Raw genomic sequence first — 17,743 nt, 5'->3', positions numbered from 1 at the left:
ATAAAGATAGTTATAGATTGATTGGACGCTGACTTTCTTTAAACGTGCAGCAATCTGCTCTGGGCTGTAATAAAGCATGAGGTATTTTTCAACTTGGCGCCATACCGAAGACTCTATTGGCTTACCATTACCGCTGTTTTTTCGCCTTTTCCTAGCTAGGGTTACCGCATCATGTGCTTGATAGGCTTGATTAGGTTTTGAGTTTCTTTTTATCTCTCGACTTATTGTCGAAGGATGTCTATTGAGTAGCTGGGCTATCTCTTTTTTATGCCATTAATAGAATGAGTTACTCAATTAAGTAATAGATTTAAAAGGTAATTTGTTGTGTTAATATGACGTATTAACCCTTTTAGATAAAAATATAAAATTTGGAGTAAAAATTAAGATACACAATTTAGCTACCGCAAGTGAATCTATTCCTGTACGTTCGACATACTCTTTTGCCGCATTGGGATCTGTAAAAGCACTATCTTTGTTATCGACAATAAGATCGTCTTCTTGCCCGCCAAGCCGCCCTAATTCGGCTTCAACACTGGCATTATATTTATGACTAAAAACAACCATTTTACTAACTATGTCAATGTTTTCTTCAAATGGGTGATACAAGGCATCAATCATAATCGAGCGAATTCTTGCCTCTATTTTTGTTTGAATATCACTGATATTTTTATGATGATCCAAATGTAACGCAAAAGGAAAATAGTGAATGCTTGCTGCTGTTTCACAAATACTGATTAAATATTGTATTCCTGCGTAACTATAAGTTGCTGGCTTTGCAGCAAGTATCACGGGAGATTGCATCTGTTTAGCGGTATCAATAACAACTTGGATGAAAAGCAAATAAGATTTTATATTTTTGTGATCGGAATCTATTTTTCAACAGTAACGATCAACCAATAAGTAATTTTCTATTTATTAAGATATTAAAAGCAAAACCTGATCCAGATCACAAAAAAACTTTTTTTATATTGCAAATGGAGATTATCATGTCAAAATGTTACCCGTAACTATTTGGATGTACTAAGGATCAATAATGACTAAAAAAAACAAACAAGTTTTTGTATTAATGGGAGTATCAGGTTGTGGTAAATCAGCGGTTGCCAAACAAGTTGCTTACAACCTAAATGCTGCTTTTTTAGATGGTGATTTTTTACATCCAAAGGCTAATATTTTAAAAATGCGGAGCGGTACACCTTTAAACGATGAAGATAGAATGCCTTGGCTTAGCTTAATCAGTAATGCTGCCTTTGCCATGAGTAATGTCAACGATGTCTCAATTATTATCTGTTCGGCATTAAAACGAAAATATCGAGATATTATTCGCGGTGAGAATGAAAACGTACATTTTATTTATTTGAAAGGAAGTTTCGATGTAATCGCTGAAAGACTAGCTAAACGTAAAGGACACTACCAAAAAACAGGGATGCTTCAATCTCAATTCGATACTCTAGAAGAACCAACTACTGATGAAAAAGATGTCTACAACATCAATATTGAACAACCATTAGAAAAGGTTGTGCACGATACTGAAAAAGTAATACGCACAATATGTCATTGTTAAAAAAATAGAAACAAAATAAGACGAGGTCAATATGAATCCGACTATTCAGGCTGTAACTCAACGTATTATTGAGCGTTCTAGGGCATCTCGTACCGCTTACCTGCAAAAAATAGAACGAGCTATGCATAAAAAAGTAACTCGATCTAGTTTACCATGTAGTAATTTAGCCCATGGTTTTGCCGCTTGTTGTAGCGATGATAAAAGTGATCTAAAAAACATTTTAAAAAGTAACATAGGGATTATTAGTTCTTATAATGACATGTTATCAGCTCATAAACCATATGAGTTTTATCCTGAACAAATTCGAAAAGCACTTCACGAAGTTGGTGCAGTTGGACAAATGGCTGGTGGAGTACCTGCCATGTGCGATGGTGTAACCCAAGGCGAGCCTGGAATGGAGCTATCATTAATGAGCCGTGATGTGATTGCAATGTCGGTTGCTGTCGGGCTTTCACATAATATGTTTGATGGTGCTCTATATCTTGGAATATGCGATAAAATTGTACCAGGTCTATTTATTGGCGCATTAACGTTTGGTCACTTACCAGCTATTTTTGTACCTGCAGGACCAATGCCATCGGGCTTACCTAATAAAGAAAAAGTGCGTATTCGCCAGCTTTACTCAGAAGGCAAAGCTTCACATGAAGACTTACTTGAATCAGAATCAGCATCTTATCACACTAGTGGTACTTGTACTTTTTATGGTACAGCAAATAGTAACCAAATGGTTATTGAATTAATGGGACTACATTTGCCAGGGACGGCCTTTGTTCATCCTGAAACAGCATTACGTTATGAATTAACCAATGCTGCTGCTAAACAAATTACTCGCCTAACTAACCAATCAGGCAACTATATGCCTATTGGTAAAATGGTAGATGAAAAGGTGATTGTCAATGGTCTAGTTGCACTACTCGCAACTGGCGGTTCAACTAATTTAACCATGCATATTGTGGCGATGGCTAAAGCTGCTGGCATAATTATTAATTGGGATGATATTTCAGACCTATCAACGGCAGTACCACTACTTTGCCGAATTTACCCGAATGGTCCAGCCGATATAAACTACTTTCAAGCAGCTGGGGGGACATCTTTATTGGTTCGCGAATTATTATCGGGTGGTTTATTACATGAAGATGTTGAAACTGTAGTAGGGCGTGGACTTAGTCGTTATACTCAAGAACCTATTTTAGAAAATGACAAACTTACTTTCCGTGAAGGTCTAACAAAATCATTAGATGACAGCGTCATTGCGTCAATCAAAAAACCATTTAATTCTCATGGTGGATTAAAAGTGATGTCAGGTAATCTTGGCCGTGCAATTATGAAAACATCAGCCGTTGCACCTGAACATCAAATTATTGAAGCACCAGCAGTCATCTTTAATAGCCAATATGATTTAGATGCCGAATATAAAGCTGGCAAACTAGATAAAGACTGCGTAGTTGTTGTCCGTTATCAAGGACCAAAAGCAATTGGTATGCCAGAATTACATAAACTAATAACACCGCTAGGTGTTCTGCAAGATAAAGATTATAAAGTTGCGTTATTAACTGATGGTCGATTATCGGGGGCTTCGGGTAAAGTACCTGCCGCAATTCATGTCACCCCCGAAGCTTATGATGGAGGTTTACTCAGTAAAATCCAAAATGGAGACATGATCCGTGTTAATGGTCAAACTGGCGAAATAACATTATTAGTAGACGAAGCAGAATTAGCCAAACGTGAACCTTATTCTTTCGACTTAACGGATTCACATCTAGGTTATGGGCGTGAACTATTTACCGTTATCCGAGAAAATTTAACTTCCGCAGAAGAAGGCGCCGTTAGTTTTTAATTCATTTATTCTGCCGCAAATCAGCGGCAGCTCCCCCCAAATTATACTGAAACACCCCTATTTCCTGAATAGTTTTTAACAAAAACTCTCTGTAAACTTGTCATTTAAAATAAATATAAAAAATAATATAAACTATTTCTTGATAAAATTATCCACCAATAGATTTACTACATCGCCCATTTTCCCTTGCAAAGAAGCTTTTACACTGTAAAGCGCTATCCCCATAACCTGCGATGCTTGAATTTCAGGCGGCATAACTAATTCATTAGAGCTAGTTTTAACATCTAATAATGCAGGACCTTGATGTGATAAAAATGATTGCATTGCTTCATCAAGAGAATCAGAATTATCGACTCTTATCGCAAATAATCCCATCGACTCAGCAACTTTTGCAAAATTAGGATTCTGTAAATCGGTATAGTGATCAACTAAACCTTCTGATTTTTGTTCCAATTCAACAAAATTAAGTGAACTATTATTAAGCACAATAATTTTAATTGGCAAATTTTCTTGAATTGTAGTTAACAAATCGCCTAATAACATACTAATACCACCATCACCTGATAAAGTAATTACCTGACGATTAGGAAATGCTTTTTGCACGCCTAACGCTTGCGGCATTGCATTTGCCATTGTGCCATGTTTCAAACTAATTACCGTACGTCTTTTTCCATTGGTATTAAAATGCCTACAAGCCCAAACCATAGCCGAGCCAACATCAGCACAAAGCACAGCATCTTGTGTCGCATATTTATCAACAAGCTCGGTTAAATATTGAGGATGAATCATTGTTTGAGAAGGTACAGCTTTCTTATCCAATTTATCCATTGCTTTTATATACAATTGGTGGCATTTTTCTAAAAACTTAGAATCTTGTTTTTTATCAACTAAAGGAATTAAAGCAGCTAACGTTGGCTTACTACTACCAACAACCCCCACACTCACTGGATGACGCCGCCCAAGATGATTGGCATCAATATCAACTTGAATAATAATCGCTTTATCAGGATAAAATTGTGACCACGCAAAATCAGCACCTAACATAATTAACACATCACACTCTTTAATCGCTGTTGTTCCTGACTCCATACCAAACATACCAGTCATACCAACGTTATAAGGATTATCATACTCAACAAAATCTTTACCCCTTGAGGTATGCACAATAGGTGATTTTAATTTTTCAGCAAAGGCAATAAGCTCATCGTGAGCCTCACACACTCCTTGCCCAGCAAAGATAGCTATTTTATGATTATTATTAAGTATTTCTACGATTTGATTCAATTCTTCATTTGACGGACGAATAATAGGTTTAGGGTGATAAATCTTATGCCCACTATTATCTTCAACCTTAATTAAACTAATATTATAAGGTATCACTAAAACAGCTACACCTCGTTGATTAATTGCTGCTTGAACGGCTGCGGTTGTTATTTGTCTTGCTTGGGTTGGATCATTGATTTGCTGACAAAATACAGAACAATTTTTATAAATAGATTCAAAGTCAACTTCTTGTGGAAAATCGGTACCTTGTTGCGCGGTCCCCAATTGGCTCGCCAATAAAATAACAGGTACTTTATTACGGTGTGCTTCATAAATACCGTTAATAAAATGCAAACTTCCTGGACCACAAGATCCTGCACAAGCTGTAATTTGGTCTGTTAAATAAGCTTCTGCCCCTGCGGCAAAAGCACCGACTTCCTCATGACGAACATGTACCCATTCAATATTACTTTTTTTGATAGAAGAAGTAATATGATTTAAAGTATCGCCAACAATACCATAACAATGTTTAACACCCGCTTCAGACAAAACATCAACTATAATTTGTGCAACAGATTTCTTTGATGACATATTCTCTCCTAAAGAGTTAACGATTAAATAGGTTTAGTTGCTTAAATTACACCTACTTTTCAATAATGCGAATATGTCATAAAGAAAATAGCAGAAAATGTTAAAAAACGAAAAATAACGTAAAAAAAATTAACAATAAAGTAATTATAGCCATATAAACTTTATTTAGAGATATTCCCTATTACAATAAATCAAGGTATTATGTACAAAATGTAATCTGTATCATAGAGCTACTTTTTGTGGAACATTTGTCATCTGAGGATGGTTTAGTATCATCAATCGCTAAATTCTTACCTAATTATTTTATTGAATATTACCCACTTATTACTGTCTGCATATTATTATTAATAGCAATTTTAATGTTTTCGTTTAGCAAACTAAGAATGGACATTATTGCATTGCTCACAATCACAGCAATCACCATCACAGGCGTATTAACACCAGCTGAAGCCCTCGCTGGGTTTAGCGATCCTAATATTATCTTAATTGCCCTTCTATTTATTATTGGTGAAAGCTTGGTTAGAACAGGCATTTCATACAAAATGAGCGAATACATATTAAAAGTCGCAGGCAAAAACGATATTCGCATTATCACCTGTATTATGTTAGGCGTTGCTTTGCTTGGCTCAGTGATGAGCTCAACTGGCGTAGTTGCAATTTTTATACCTGTTGCCATTAGCATTGCTAACCATACCGGTATTCATGTAAAAAAATTAATGATGCCACTTTGTATTGCGGCATTAATAAGTGGCATGATGACACTGGTTGCCACCGCACCAAACCTTGTGGTAAACAGTGAATTAAACCGTGCCGCTTTGACTGAATTCAGTTTTTTCTCGATTACCCCAATTGGTATTGGTGTTTTAGTTGTCGGGGTTATTTATTGCATATTAACACGCAATTGGTTACTCACAGCAGAACAAGTTACATCAACTAATACCCAACCACAAAGACGAAAAATCACCGATTTAATTCGAGACTATAAATTAATTGGCCGAGCCCATCGAGCACAAATACTAGCTGGCTCACCTTTTGTTGGGCGCACAATTGATGGCTTACATTTGCGTAGTGAACATGGTGTAAATGTTATTGGTATTGAACGTTGGCGCAAATTCCACAAAGTACTAATCCCCGTTAATGGCTCAACCGAATTTCGTGAAAATGATATTTTATTACTCGATATGTCGCACTCTGAAGCGGATTATCGAACCTTCTTAACCACTAATAACCTTGAACCCAAAGTTTTACGCGGTGAATATTTTTCAGAACAGGTTAAACAAGTCGGCATGGCCGAAGTTGCCCTGCTCCCAGAATCGACACTGTGTGGAAAAACACTTAATGAAATTGATTTTAGAGGAAAATATTTCCTAACTGTAATTGGTATTTGGCGTAATCATGCACCAGTTGAAACAAACAACTTATTCCAAGAACGTTTAGAAATGAGTGATACATTATTAGTTTGTGGTGACTGGGGTTCGATCCAAAAACTACAAACTCGAACCAATGACTTTGTTGTATTAGACTTTCCGGCCGATATCGACGACATTGCACCAGCAAGCTCACAAGCACCAGCGGCTTTAATTAACCTAGCCATTATGATTATTTTAATGGTGACAGGTATTGTGCCTAATGTGGTTGCGGCATTAGTCGCCTGCTTACTGATGGGAGCAACACGATGCATTGACATGGCTAATGCCTATAAATCCATACATTGGCCAACCTTAATTCTAATTATAGGTATGATGCCTTTTGCACTAGCACTCAACAAAACGGGGGGGATTTCGCTCATATCAGCTTGGCTTGAAGTCCACTTACGCTCTTTCGGCCCATACATGGTGCTAACATTTGTTTTCTTATTATGCTCAACAATTGGATTATTTATATCCAATACTGCAACAGCCATTTTAATTGCGCCAATCGCTATTGATTTAGGACTAAAATTTGGTTACTCACCTTATCCATTTGCCATGACGGTGGCAATTGCCACATCAGCGTCATTTATTACGCCCGTATCCTCACCGATTAAAACCATGGTGGTAGCACCAGGAGGATACAGCTTTAGCGATTTTGTCAAAATTGGTGTACCATTAACGTTTTTAGTAATGGCGGTAGATATTGCTTTAGTACCGGTGTTTTTTCCGTTTTAAAACGGATTGTTAGTGATATAAAAATAATAAACAAAAATTTACTTTTAATAATTAGGAGTTGGAAATCATGGAATTTTTACAAATTATTTTGGTACTTATTTTAATAGTGGCTTTATGGTTCTGCTTTATATATTACCTACGTTTTATGAGTAAACTAACATATAAACGAATCATAAAAAAAATTGAATCAGATAAACTTAGCGATGCAACAATAATTCGCAATTATAATAATTTAAAGAAATGGAAATGGGGTGGAAAACCGGCATTTTACGGTCATACTCTTCTTCAATATCATTACTTAAAATATGTAATGCTTCACCGTATTCATTAATTAAGCTTGAAAAAGGTTCTGCTGTTGCAAATGGTTCATGATCACTTTTTACATAATGAGAATTAAAACGCCAACCTTGCTCATATTTATCTTGATCCCATAAATAGCGTTTAGGGCTTGAAAGACCCGTTGCACCTTCATTACCCTCTCGCCGACTTGCAAGCCGACTTGCCTCTTGACCTACACGGACAATACTTGGCCAACGGAATGTATCTCGTCGACCGCTTTGTAATGAAAAATGTTCTTTACCGAAAAAAGTTTGGGTAAATTCTACTCGGCTTTCAAACGGTTCACTGTAAATATGCTCTGGCTGGGTTAAGTCTCGAATTTCAAGCTCATAATGATGATTTAAACTATCTTTATCTTGGGCATGATCTTCAATTAAAATGCCACAAGTGCGTGAATTACCCACATCTAAAATCATATCAACAGGAATTGATTTAACAACATCATCTTTATTGTTTGACACAATTTTAATTGTTGGCAATTGCAAGGAGTCGGCAAGTAAGTGGATGATATTTAGGTAATGCGCATAATAAGATTTATTTTTAATCTCTTTATTAATATCATCTTTATGTATCTTTAAACGTTCAGGTTGTGGCGCGAGTTCTTGAAAGAGATCAATTAACCAACTGGTTATCCATTTGAGTTCTAAATACCATGAAACGTGATCTGAGCGATGTGCTAAACTAAATACTGCACCAGTCATCACATCGTTTTCGGTTGGCGCAAGATAAGCAACATCTTGTAAGTTAGCAAATACTTTTGTATCAAATGCAAAAGTGATTCGGTGTGTATTACCATCAGAATCTTCACCTTCAGGAATACTAACGATTCGAACTCGGCTCCAGTTATGTGGTCCTTTATCAAAACGATTTGAAGGTATTGAACGTAACATAGGAACTGGTAACCAAATGCCATCGTATAGTTTTAACGACTGTTCAACACTAATTTCCTGTGTTGGATTAACAGCAAATGTGGGATTATCGGGTGTAAAAAATTGACCACTTTCCACATCTTCAACCAACCTAATTAGCGCACCACTCTCAGATGGATCAATAAAGCACCCATTAACTTTACTGCGCCATTCATTATCTTTCCAATCGATTTTAAGTGCAAAGTCAAGAAACTGAATACCACTATTCATAATAAGTGTCACTTCTTGACCATAATTGCGTAATTCTGGAAGCATATACAACCTTTATTGTTTTTTCATTGTTATTGGGAATGAAGTCCCATTATTATAAATTCCCTGACAATTAGCATTATTATTTTTGTCTGGTGTACATTGAATCTTTGGTAATTGATATTTGGTATTGTCACTACAAACAGCCTCAGTGTTACCCGTTATATCTAAATTGGCATTTTTAATGTTTGTACCCACATTACCTGTACATTTGACACCATCACTACGTGTTACAGTGACTTCGCCATTCCCATCATTAAAGTTATAACTTAATTGTAATGGTTTACCAGTGGCTTTATCTTGAATACCACCATTTACAGACCATTGACCATTTAAGAATTTTGTCGATCCTTGTTTAATTGCATCAGCTGGCATAGCTAAATGATTAGTTTGATCAACAGCTGAATTAGAATCTGATTTATTATCTTTATCCGATGGCGAAGATGCCTGCTCAGCGCTATCTTTATCTTGTTCGCTTTGATCATTTTGGACATTTGTATCATCTTTTTTATCAGGATCTAAAGGGGTAGATTTGTCATCTTTATCATCCGTTTTTGTTGCATCTTGCTCGCTTTTATTATCTTTGACACTAGGCTCTGGAATATTATTACTATCATTTCCATTGTCTGTAGGTAAAGAATGATCAACTGAATCACCAGCCACGTTGCTATTGGTAGGAATATTATTTGCATTGTCTAAAATCGTACCATTTGGTATAGCGTTATTGGTGACACCTAATCGATTATCAACGACAACATTTTTTGGCTCTGGATCTTTTCTATCTTGTTTTTCATCTTTTTCTGGTTGGCTAATATTACTATTATCTAAAGATACATTCGGGCTAATCGATATTTCAGGTTTTAGCCAACAGCTGCGTAATAAAAACAATGCTAACAAAAGTAACAATAAAGGTAATAACCCTAACAACCATACCCACCAACGTTTCCACCATGGTCTATTATTAATTTGTGGAGTAACTACTTCTGTGATTGTTGGCGTTACTTTTTTTGCAGGCTCTAAACAATAGAATGGAGAATTTACTTGAGGCGTTTGTGGATAAACAAAACCCCAAAAAGTAATCACTGGTTTACCATTAACAATATAAACAAATTGATTACTAGGAAAGCGTATTGCCATCAAGTTAGGTTCTAGACTTTGTGAATTGTGTTTTGGATCATAAATAAGGCGGCTGAACAATAGCTGATCGCCTTTAATATTTGAGTTACTAGCTAGTTGCTCACCTAGAGCCACAACTTTTCGCTCAAATTCCTTTAAAAGCTTAAGGGCGGATTCTTGTTCGGATTCACTAGCCGATGTCCAAGGGACTATATCATATTGCCCATCTGGTTGATTTGAATCAAAAGGAATATACCAATCAATAATATTACCTTGGTCATTGCGTTGAGGAATGGCTAAATAATCGGCAAATTGTTTACCTAATTTAACTCTAAACGTTTCCCGAATTTGAGCTGCGACTAAATAAGCAGCTTTTCCATCATGCCCAAGCATTTTGAAATCTTTAATATCACCACTTCGAAGTAATGTATTTGCCATATATTTCTTTTCATTCCTTTATATCATTTTTATTTCTTATAATTTCTTTTTAAAATTATGACAAGTTTAACAGAAAACGCCATTATTGTAATTGATATCATCATGGATATTCTAAATTTTAAACATATCTTTTAATAGATTATGTCATAAATAGGATCACTAATACAAATTATAAAAAGTTAAATAATCAATTGAATTACAATAACTTTACTTATAATTACGATACAATTGATGAATTCAATTTTTATACTAAAACATATACTTTCCTGAAAGTTTTTTACAAAATTATTTTAAGAACTCATCATCTGTTAATACTCGTAATGGTTGCATATCGCTTTCACCTTTTATAACTAAAGAAGGATCGGAGCGTAAGCAAGTCCCACCATAATGTCCACCAACAGTAAAAGTACATAACTGTAGATAACGATCTTCGACTTTCGGTAAGCACCATAGTTCTTGATAAATATTTTCTTGTTTAGCAAATCGACCTACTGTTTTATCAAGGATCTGTTCTTGATTATTCACTAATTGAATATCACTACCACGGCGTCCAGCTATTGGTTTTATTGCATAACCTTTTTTAATTAGGCTTTCATTGAGTTCAAATGTAGACTCTAATAGGTAACGATGATTAGGAAATAAAGACCATAATACGGGTAAAATAGCTTTATTACTTGGAATAACCGTCCACAGTGGTTCGAAAACAGAGACTTCTGGTCGCAAAAGCACATCGAGCAATCTAACTGAATTTTCAGGATGCCATGTACGAATTGGTAATCCTGCAATTTGTGCCTCGCTTTCTTCTCGAAGTTGCTCTAATACCGTTTCCCAAGCCCATGTCTTCCAAACACAAGTTACTTGGCGATCTTCATCATCAACAAGTCGACCACGTTTATCCCATCTTAGTCCAGTAAGCCCTCGTAAAATTTTGCTATTAAATCCCGCTTGAGTAAGTGCTGTTTGCATAAATAATGCATGATAATTTTCTTCACTATCATTATCTTGCATAATATGAACAAAAGATTGAGCATCACTATGCTTCCAACAGTTAGCTAAAGAATTAAGTAAACCACTACTAGGATTGGTTCCTATATTCAGTCCAGCTTGAATAGCCCATTTTTGCAAAATATGACCTGCTTCAGTATGACAAGAAGCAGAATCAGCATTATATTCATAGACTTTAAAGCCTCGTTCATCCATACAAAAATCTAACCGCCCAGTAATCATTTGGTAACGGCGCTGCTGCCATGAAAGTCTTAATCTTGGCCATAATATTTCTGGGATATTAAAATTAAGTAATAAATTATCGTCCTTTAATACTTTATCTGTGGCATGCAAATACATTAAATGTAATTCATTGGTTGCGCGAATAAGCTCTTGTTCGGCACTTTCAGAAATAGTGAAATAGCGATAGTGATCATCATGACTAATAGCATGACCTGTCGCTGAAACATACGCACTTTCTAATGGATCTGATTCATTTAACCAATTTTTATCAAATTGACCTTGGTTTTCAATATGCGCGCTATGAATTTCAAGTAACGGTTTAGGAATTTTAGGTTGCGGTAAACTATATTCAGTCTTGTCAGTTTGAATCATCCACCCTAAGATTTTCGTATCATCAAACGAGTCATGTAGTTGGTAACCGTCACTGGTCACTGTCATTTTAAGTTCACGAGTCCATTGCTGCCCAATTGGTAAACGCTTATGTATGACATTTTGTTCTGCTATCCGTACTTTATCTTTAAATACTTCAGTAATGATAGCCACATGACCTGTACGGTCAAAAAAACCACCATCATCCCAAACAAGTAACGCACCAGCCTCGGGCTTTTTTTTGCTTCCGTTTGCAAAAGCTTGCAAAGGTAAAATCGCTTCATTAACAACTTTCCTTAGAAAACGTAGTGAAAAAATTTCATGCGCCATACCAACATCTGTAAAAACAATACCATAGTTTAAAAATAAAAATCGCCTTGCAAATTCAACGCATTGCCATTTATATCCCATATATTCATAACCAGAATAGCTACGAAAAGATGCATCATTAGGGTATTGTTTTTGATCTAAAGTTTCATAATCAGATGAATAAATGGCAACGCCACCTGGCGCATACCCTAATAATGTACCAAAAGGTTCTTTATTATTGGACTTAGATGACATGTTATTTTAGCCTTATTAGTAAATAGCAAGATACGTTAATTACACTATGTTATAATTTTCTATCATAGATCAAAATATATACTTTAAAAAGCAATGTTTATTATTCGTTACTTGAAGAATAGTAAACTGCCTATATATAGTGTTTATTCTTGGTAGTCATAACGATACACCAAATCAAATAAACGAGAAAAATAAAATTATGCAAAAAACAAAATTAAATGAGTTATTAGAATTCCCATGCTCTTTTACCTATAAAGTAATGGGAGAAGCAAAACCAGAGCTTGTAGACAAAGTGGTATCAGTGATTCAACGCCATGCTCCTGGCGATTATACGCCATCAATCAAACCAAGTAGTAAAGGTAATTATCATTCTGTATCAATTACCATTAATGCAACACATATCGACCAGGTCGAAAATCTTTATAAAGAATTAGGCGAAATCGATATTGTAAGAATGGTTTTATAGTGTTTTACTTTTGCTAAAAATTGAAAATCTTATCAGTATAGATAAGACTTCCTGTTGTACAGTGAAAAATTGAATAAAATCAATGCTCTACCTGAATGATTTTAGCAAAGATTTATCTTTATTATAACAAAAAAATTAATTAGAAAATATTATAGAATCAATGTATTTTATTACGATTTTCAAATTAGTATTGTATAAACAGTGACATAAATTTATTCAAGATGATAAAACGCAAGATAGTATTAACTGCCTTGCGCTTTTAATAGAGAAGAAATTATCCTAAAATTTTCACTAATTCTTTTGTTACTTCAGTTACAGCTTGCGTTCCATCAATACGGAAATATTGTGTTCGCCCTTCTTTGGCTTCATGCTGATAATAACTAATTAGTGGTTTAGTCAAATCGTGATATTCAACAAGGCGTTTACGAACGATTTCTTCGTTATCATCTTTGCGAATAGTAAGTGGTTCACCAGTCACATCATCAACATTTTCAACCTTTGGTGGATTATGGCGAATGTGATAAACACGACCTGAAGGAGCATGAATTCGGCGCCCACTCATGCGATCAATAATCACTGCGTCTGGTACATCAAATTCAAGCACATAGTCAACATTTATGCCAGCTGTTTTCATTGCATCTGCTTGTGGAACCGTGCGAGGGAAGCCATCTAGCAAAAAGCCATTAGCGCAATCGCTTTGTGCAATACGTTCTTTAACTAATGCAATAACGAGTTCATCGGTAACTAGTTTACCGGCATCCATTAACTCCTTAGCTTGTAAACCAAGTGGACTACCAGCTTTTACTGCTGCTCGCAACATATCACCAGTTGAAATTTGAGGAATACCATATTTTTGCATAATAAATTGTGCTTGTGTTCCCTTTCCTGCTCCTGGTGCTCCTAATAAAATAATTCGCATAAAATAACCTCTTATGGCTTTAATATAAATAAAGCTTCTATTCTGGTAAGTAATGAAATATCACCTTACTGCTGGATATCAAACCATCAGTTGGGCAAATATAGTTAACCGCTCCACAACCTTTGATCATTTGAGCTTTTTGCAAACAAGTCAGGCAAATATACTGTTCAAGATAATGTTGCTTACAATGAGGACAATTAAAATTCTGTGGTGAAACAACACTCATTTTATGATGACACTTTGGACAAAGGCCTTCTTTCCCAGAATCATTTATTAATTTTCCTGACATAAATTAATTTCGCCCTCTTACATGCTTCATTAATCGACGACGTTTACGTTGCTGTGATGCAGTTAAAGTATTTTTTCTACCTTCGAATGGGTTAGCCCCTTCTTTAAACTGAATTCGAATTGGTGACCCCATGATTTTTAGTGATCGTCTAAAATAGTTCATCAAATAACGTTTATAAGAATCTGGTAGATCTTCTACTTGATTACCATGAATCACAACAATTGGTGGATTATAACCACCAGCATGTGCATATTTTAGTTTAACACGTCGTCCTCGAACTAAAGGCGGCTGATGGTCATCTTGTGCCATTTGCATAATCTTGGTTAATAATGCGGTATTAACACGGCGTGTTGCACAATCATATGCTTCTTGAATCGAATCAAATAAGTTACCAACACCACTACCATGCAACGCAGAAATAAAGTGCACACGAGCAAAATCAATAAAATCTAATCTATCATCTAATGTCGTTTTAACTTGCTCTTTGATATCTTGTGATAAACCATCCCATTTATTAACGGCTATTACAAGTGAGCGCCCACTATTAATAATAAAACCAAGTAATGATAAGTCTTGATCGGATACACCTTCTCTGGCATCAATAACTAAAATAACTACATTAGCATCTTCAATTGCTTGTAACGTTTTAATAACTGAAAATTTTTCAACTGCTTCAGTAACTTTTCCTCGTTTACGTACACCAGCCGTATCAATCAAGATATATTCACGTTCATCTCGATTCATTGGTATATAGATACTGTCTCGAGTTGTCCCTGGCATATCATATACAACAACTCGCTCTTCACCTAAAATTCGATTAGTTAGTGTTGACTTACCAACATTTGGTCGGCCAACAATAGCAACTTTGATAGGTTGATTGATTAATGATTCTGTTTCATCAACAAAATCATCATATAATTCAGTTAGATCATCTAATTGTTGATTATCATCTGCGTTATTATCGAACTGGAAAATAGGATCTAATACAGTTTCAATTAATGAACTTACACCACGACCATGACTAGCTGCAATTGGATGAATTTCTCCCAATCCTAAACCATAAAAATCAGAAATCGCAGTATCGGCATCAATACCATCAATTTTATTGGCTACTAAAAAAGTAGCTTTATCGCGAGAACGGAGATGTTTTGCAATAGTATGATCGGCTGGCATTGTACCAGCTCTAGCATCAACTAAGAAAAGAACAATATCAGCTTCTTCTATTGCTTGCAGAGATTGCTCAGCCATAAAGCTTTCAACCCCATCTTCTGTTCCATCAATACCACCAGTATCAATCAAGATATATTCATGGCCCTTGATCTCAGCTCTTCCATATTTACGATCACGAGTTAATCCAGGAAAGTCAGCCACTAAGGCATCTCGAGTTCGTGTTAACCGATTAAATAGAGTCGACTTTCCAACATTTGGACGACCAACAAGCGCTACAACAGGTACCATGTTTCTTCTCTAGATTACTTTAATTCTTTGTAAAGGCGTAAATATCACCATTTTTAGCTTGGACAATTAACTTATTGCTTACAACTAATGGTTTAGATATTAATCCGCTACTACTCACTTGTGTTTTAGCAACAAGTTCACCACTTTCAGCATTTAACCAATATAGGTAACCTTCAAAATCACCAAACACGACATAATTTTGGTAGATGACAGGATCAGTTAACAAACGATGAGTAAAGTTTGACTGAGTCCAAAGTTCTCCGCCACCACTCTTAGCGATGGCTCGAACATTGTCATCCTGATCAATAACAAACAATCTATCGGTATCAACAGCAAAGCTATGAATAGATCCTAGTACTTTACGCCAAACAGTCTGACCATTACTTAAATCAAGCGCAACAACACTACCATTATAACCAACAGAATAAACTAAATTACCTTCAACTACCGGAGTAGAATCAACATCATTCAATTTTGCTATTTCTGTAGAGCCTGATGGCTGTGAAATGCGTTGCTGCCAAATTAATTGGCCATCATTAATATAGTAAGCATTTACTCGACCATTATCATCACCAACGATTGCTGCACCATGAGCGATAGTGGGTGTAGAGTTACCTCTTATTGATAATGTTGGAACTTCGAAGGAAACATCCCACAAATAATCACCAGTGTCACGATTAATACCTTGAAGAACACCATTAGCAGTATGAATTATTAATTTATTATCAGAAGATACCGGGCGAGCAAGTACTTCCCCTTTCACTGCTTTTTCCCAAACAACTTTACCGTTGAGACGATCTAACGCATAGACAATGGCACGTTCACTACCTACATAGACATATTTATCATCAGCACTTACACCACCTGAAAATAGTGCAGTTTTACTACTGAAAAGTGTACTTTTAGATAAATTAGCATCCCATATAGTATTACCGCTTGATAAATCAATTGCCTTAACTTGTCCACTACGACTCGCTACATAGATAGCATTATCATAATTAATCGGACCTAATAATGAATAAATATGAGTATTACCAGCAGTACTATTTTTCCATACTTGTTGGATAGAAAATTGATTATCTACTTTCGGTGACGGTGCAATTTGTACAATCTCATCTTCTTTACCGAATAAAGAACACCCAGCTAGTGAAAAAACAAAAACACCAACAAAAAGATATTTTGATAACTTCATTGTATAGACCCTTATAGCAGGATAAATTAATTTTTACTTTCTTCAGATGCAGCTTGTTTCGCTTTAGCTTCTTGCTCTGCTTTTTCTTTGGCTGCCTGAGCCTCTTTTTCTGCCTTTTCTTTAGTAGCTAAAGCTTCTTGTTCAACTTGTTGTTTTGCTTTTAAATATTCAGCTTGGTTCAACTTCATTTTAATACTTTCTTCTAAATCTTTAGTTGGTGAAGAAGTCAAAGCAACATTATAAGCACTAACTGCGTCAGCATAACGAGTCATTTTTACAAGCACATCACCGCGGAGATCATTAATTACGGCACCCCAACTTTCATTAGTTACATTACTTAAAGATGTTAGACTTTCTTGATATTGACCTTGTTGATACTGTAAGCGTGCTATACGAATATTGGTAATCGCTTTAACTGGCTCTGAATCAGTTTTCTTTAATGCATCAACTAACAAAGATTGAGCTCCAGAATAATCTTTTAATACCTCAACATAAAATTTTGCTGCACGCAAATTAGCAAACACGCTATAAATAGTATCATTGTTTTTAGCAAAAGATACTAATTCATTAACAGAATCTGGTTTATTATCATCTAATTGAGCAATTAATTGTTCATACTTATCTGATGATGCTATCGCCTTTTCAACTTTATATGATTGCCAATAACGCCAGCCATAAAAGGCCAATAATCCAATCACAATAATGGCAACCATAATTTTCCATGTTTTAGCAAAAAAACCTTTTATCTCTTCAATTTGTTCTTCACTGGATAACTGATGACTCACGTTT

The 17,743-nt window shown here is 35.5% G+C and carries 13 protein-coding genes and 2 pseudogenes; 4 read left to right on the top strand and 11 right to left on the bottom strand.

What is annotated here, in order from left to right; translation table 11 throughout:
• Positions 1-261, bottom strand: a pseudogene (locus tag A9G38_RS12910) (transposase); the annotation flags it as partial.
• 135 nt (positions 262-396) lie between these two features.
• Positions 397-831 (bottom strand): annotated as a pseudogene (locus A9G38_RS08935) (class II fructose-bisphosphate aldolase); the annotation flags it as partial.
• Positions 832-1,033: 202 nt separating this feature from the next.
• Between A9G38_RS08935 and gntK the strand changes: the two are divergent.
• Together gntK and edd are read left to right on the top strand one after the other, a co-directional pair.
• Positions 1,034-1,561, top strand: coding sequence for a gluconokinase (gene gntK, locus A9G38_RS08930; RefSeq protein WP_034913321.1), 528 nt, complete (start codon positions 1,034-1,036; stop codon positions 1,559-1,561).
• A 31-nt stretch (positions 1,562-1,592) separates the two neighbouring features.
• Positions 1,593-3,398 carry a phosphogluconate dehydratase gene (edd, locus tag A9G38_RS08925; RefSeq protein WP_034913319.1) on the top strand — a complete coding sequence of 602 codons (1,806 nt, stop codon included), beginning with the start codon at positions 1,593-1,595 and terminating at the stop codon, positions 3,396-3,398.
• Between the two features lie 132 nt (positions 3,399-3,530).
• Here edd and A9G38_RS08920 read toward each other — a convergent pair whose 3' ends face one another.
• Positions 3,531-5,252, bottom strand: a complete 1,722-nt coding sequence (locus A9G38_RS08920) for a thiamine pyrophosphate-dependent enzyme (protein WP_034913316.1) — start codon at positions 5,250-5,252, stop codon at positions 3,531-3,533.
• Between the two features lie 305 nt (positions 5,253-5,557).
• On the opposite strand from A9G38_RS08920, the gene A9G38_RS08915 reads away from it, so the two are divergent.
• On the top strand, positions 5,558-7,399 hold the full coding sequence (locus A9G38_RS08915; RefSeq protein WP_034913333.1) for an SLC13 family permease: 1,842 nt from the start codon (positions 5,558-5,560) through the stop codon (positions 7,397-7,399).
• A 197-nt stretch (positions 7,400-7,596) separates the two neighbouring features.
• On the opposite strand, the gene A9G38_RS08910 is transcribed toward A9G38_RS08915, so the two are convergent.
• The 3 genes from A9G38_RS08910 to gss all read right to left on the bottom strand — a co-directional run bounded on the left by A9G38_RS08910 (position 7,597) and on the right by gss (position 12,630).
• Entirely contained in the window at positions 7,597-8,922 is a 1,326-nt protein-coding gene (locus A9G38_RS08910) for a virulence factor SrfB (protein ID WP_034913331.1), read from the bottom strand.
• 9 nt (positions 8,923-8,931) lie between these two features.
• Positions 8,932-10,470 (bottom strand): SrfA family protein, encoded by a 1,539-nt coding sequence (locus A9G38_RS08905; protein ID WP_034913313.1) that lies wholly within the window; start codon positions 10,468-10,470, stop codon positions 8,932-8,934.
• A 285-nt stretch (positions 10,471-10,755) separates the two neighbouring features.
• Complete coding sequence (gene gss, locus A9G38_RS08900; RefSeq protein ID WP_034913310.1) at positions 10,756-12,630, bottom strand: bifunctional glutathionylspermidine amidase/synthase; 1,875 nt, start codon at positions 12,628-12,630, stop codon at positions 10,756-10,758.
• Between the two features lie 199 nt (positions 12,631-12,829).
• On the opposite strand from gss, the gene ybeD reads away from it, so the two are divergent.
• Positions 12,830-13,096 carry a DUF493 family protein YbeD gene (ybeD, locus tag A9G38_RS08895; protein WP_034913328.1) on the top strand — a complete coding sequence of 89 codons (267 nt, stop codon included), beginning with the start codon at positions 12,830-12,832 and terminating at the stop codon, positions 13,094-13,096.
• Between the two features lie 274 nt (positions 13,097-13,370).
• Here ybeD and adk read toward each other — a convergent pair whose 3' ends face one another.
• The 5 genes from adk to A9G38_RS08875 are packed head-to-tail and all read right to left on the bottom strand — an operon-like array spanning position 13,371 to position 17,739.
• The gene (gene adk / locus A9G38_RS08890; protein WP_034913307.1) at positions 13,371-14,015 is read right to left on the bottom strand and encodes an adenylate kinase; all 645 of its coding nucleotides are present in this window, start codon (positions 14,013-14,015) and stop codon (positions 13,371-13,373) included.
• A gap of 37 nt (positions 14,016-14,052) precedes the next feature.
• Entirely contained in the window at positions 14,053-14,304 is a 252-nt protein-coding gene (locus A9G38_RS12905; protein WP_080702352.1) for a YfgJ family double zinc ribbon protein, read from the bottom strand.
• 3 nt (positions 14,305-14,307) lie between these two features.
• Positions 14,308-15,762 (bottom strand): ribosome biogenesis GTPase Der, encoded by a 1,455-nt coding sequence (gene der / locus A9G38_RS08885; RefSeq protein ID WP_034913304.1) that lies wholly within the window; start codon positions 15,760-15,762, stop codon positions 14,308-14,310.
• 19 nt (positions 15,763-15,781) lie between these two features.
• Positions 15,782-16,954 carry an outer membrane protein assembly factor BamB gene (gene bamB, locus A9G38_RS08880; protein ID WP_034913301.1) on the bottom strand — a complete coding sequence of 391 codons (1,173 nt, stop codon included), beginning with the start codon at positions 16,952-16,954 and terminating at the stop codon, positions 15,782-15,784.
• A gap of 26 nt (positions 16,955-16,980) precedes the next feature.
• Complete coding sequence (locus tag A9G38_RS08875; protein WP_034913298.1) at positions 16,981-17,739, bottom strand: YfgM family protein; 759 nt, start codon at positions 17,737-17,739, stop codon at positions 16,981-16,983.
• Between the last annotated feature and the right edge of the window lie 4 nt (positions 17,740-17,743).

This window comes from Gilliamella sp. Imp1-1 (assembly GCF_001690415.1).
Taxonomy (GTDB): Bacteria; Pseudomonadota; Gammaproteobacteria; order Enterobacterales; family Orbaceae; genus Gilliamella; species Gilliamella bombi.
The sequence above is the reverse complement of the archived record's forward strand: the minus strand, read 5'-3'. Positions and strand labels throughout refer to the sequence as shown.

Bases quoted from the DNA above. Each gene is read 5' to 3' on its own strand.
- gntK (WP_034913321.1), top strand. From the start codon at position 1,034: ATGACTAAAAAAAACAAACAAGTTTTTGTATTAATGGGAGTATCAGGT.
- edd (WP_034913319.1), top strand. From the start codon at position 1,593: ATGAATCCGACTATTCAGGCTGTAACTCAACGTATTATTGAGCGTTCT.
- A9G38_RS08920 (WP_034913316.1), bottom strand. From the start codon at position 5,252: ATGTCATCAAAGAAATCTGTTGCACAAATTATAGTTGATGTTTTGTCT.
- A9G38_RS08910 (WP_034913331.1), bottom strand. From the start codon at position 8,922: ATGCTTCCAGAATTACGCAATTATGGTCAAGAAGTGACACTTATTATG.
- A9G38_RS08905 (WP_034913313.1), bottom strand. From the start codon at position 10,470: ATGGCAAATACATTACTTCGAAGTGGTGATATTAAAGATTTCAAAATG.
- gss (WP_034913310.1), bottom strand. From the start codon at position 12,630: ATGTCATCTAAGTCCAATAATAAAGAACCTTTTGGTACATTATTAGGG.
- ybeD (WP_034913328.1), top strand. From the start codon at position 12,830: ATGCAAAAAACAAAATTAAATGAGTTATTAGAATTCCCATGCTCTTTT.
- adk (WP_034913307.1), bottom strand. From the start codon at position 14,015: ATGCGAATTATTTTATTAGGAGCACCAGGAGCAGGAAAGGGAACACAA.
- A9G38_RS12905 (WP_080702352.1), bottom strand. From the start codon at position 14,304: ATGTCAGGAAAATTAATAAATGATTCTGGGAAAGAAGGCCTTTGTCCA.
- der (WP_034913304.1), bottom strand. From the start codon at position 15,762: ATGGTACCTGTTGTAGCGCTTGTTGGTCGTCCAAATGTTGGAAAGTCG.
- bamB (WP_034913301.1), bottom strand. From the start codon at position 16,954: ATGAAGTTATCAAAATATCTTTTTGTTGGTGTTTTTGTTTTTTCACTA.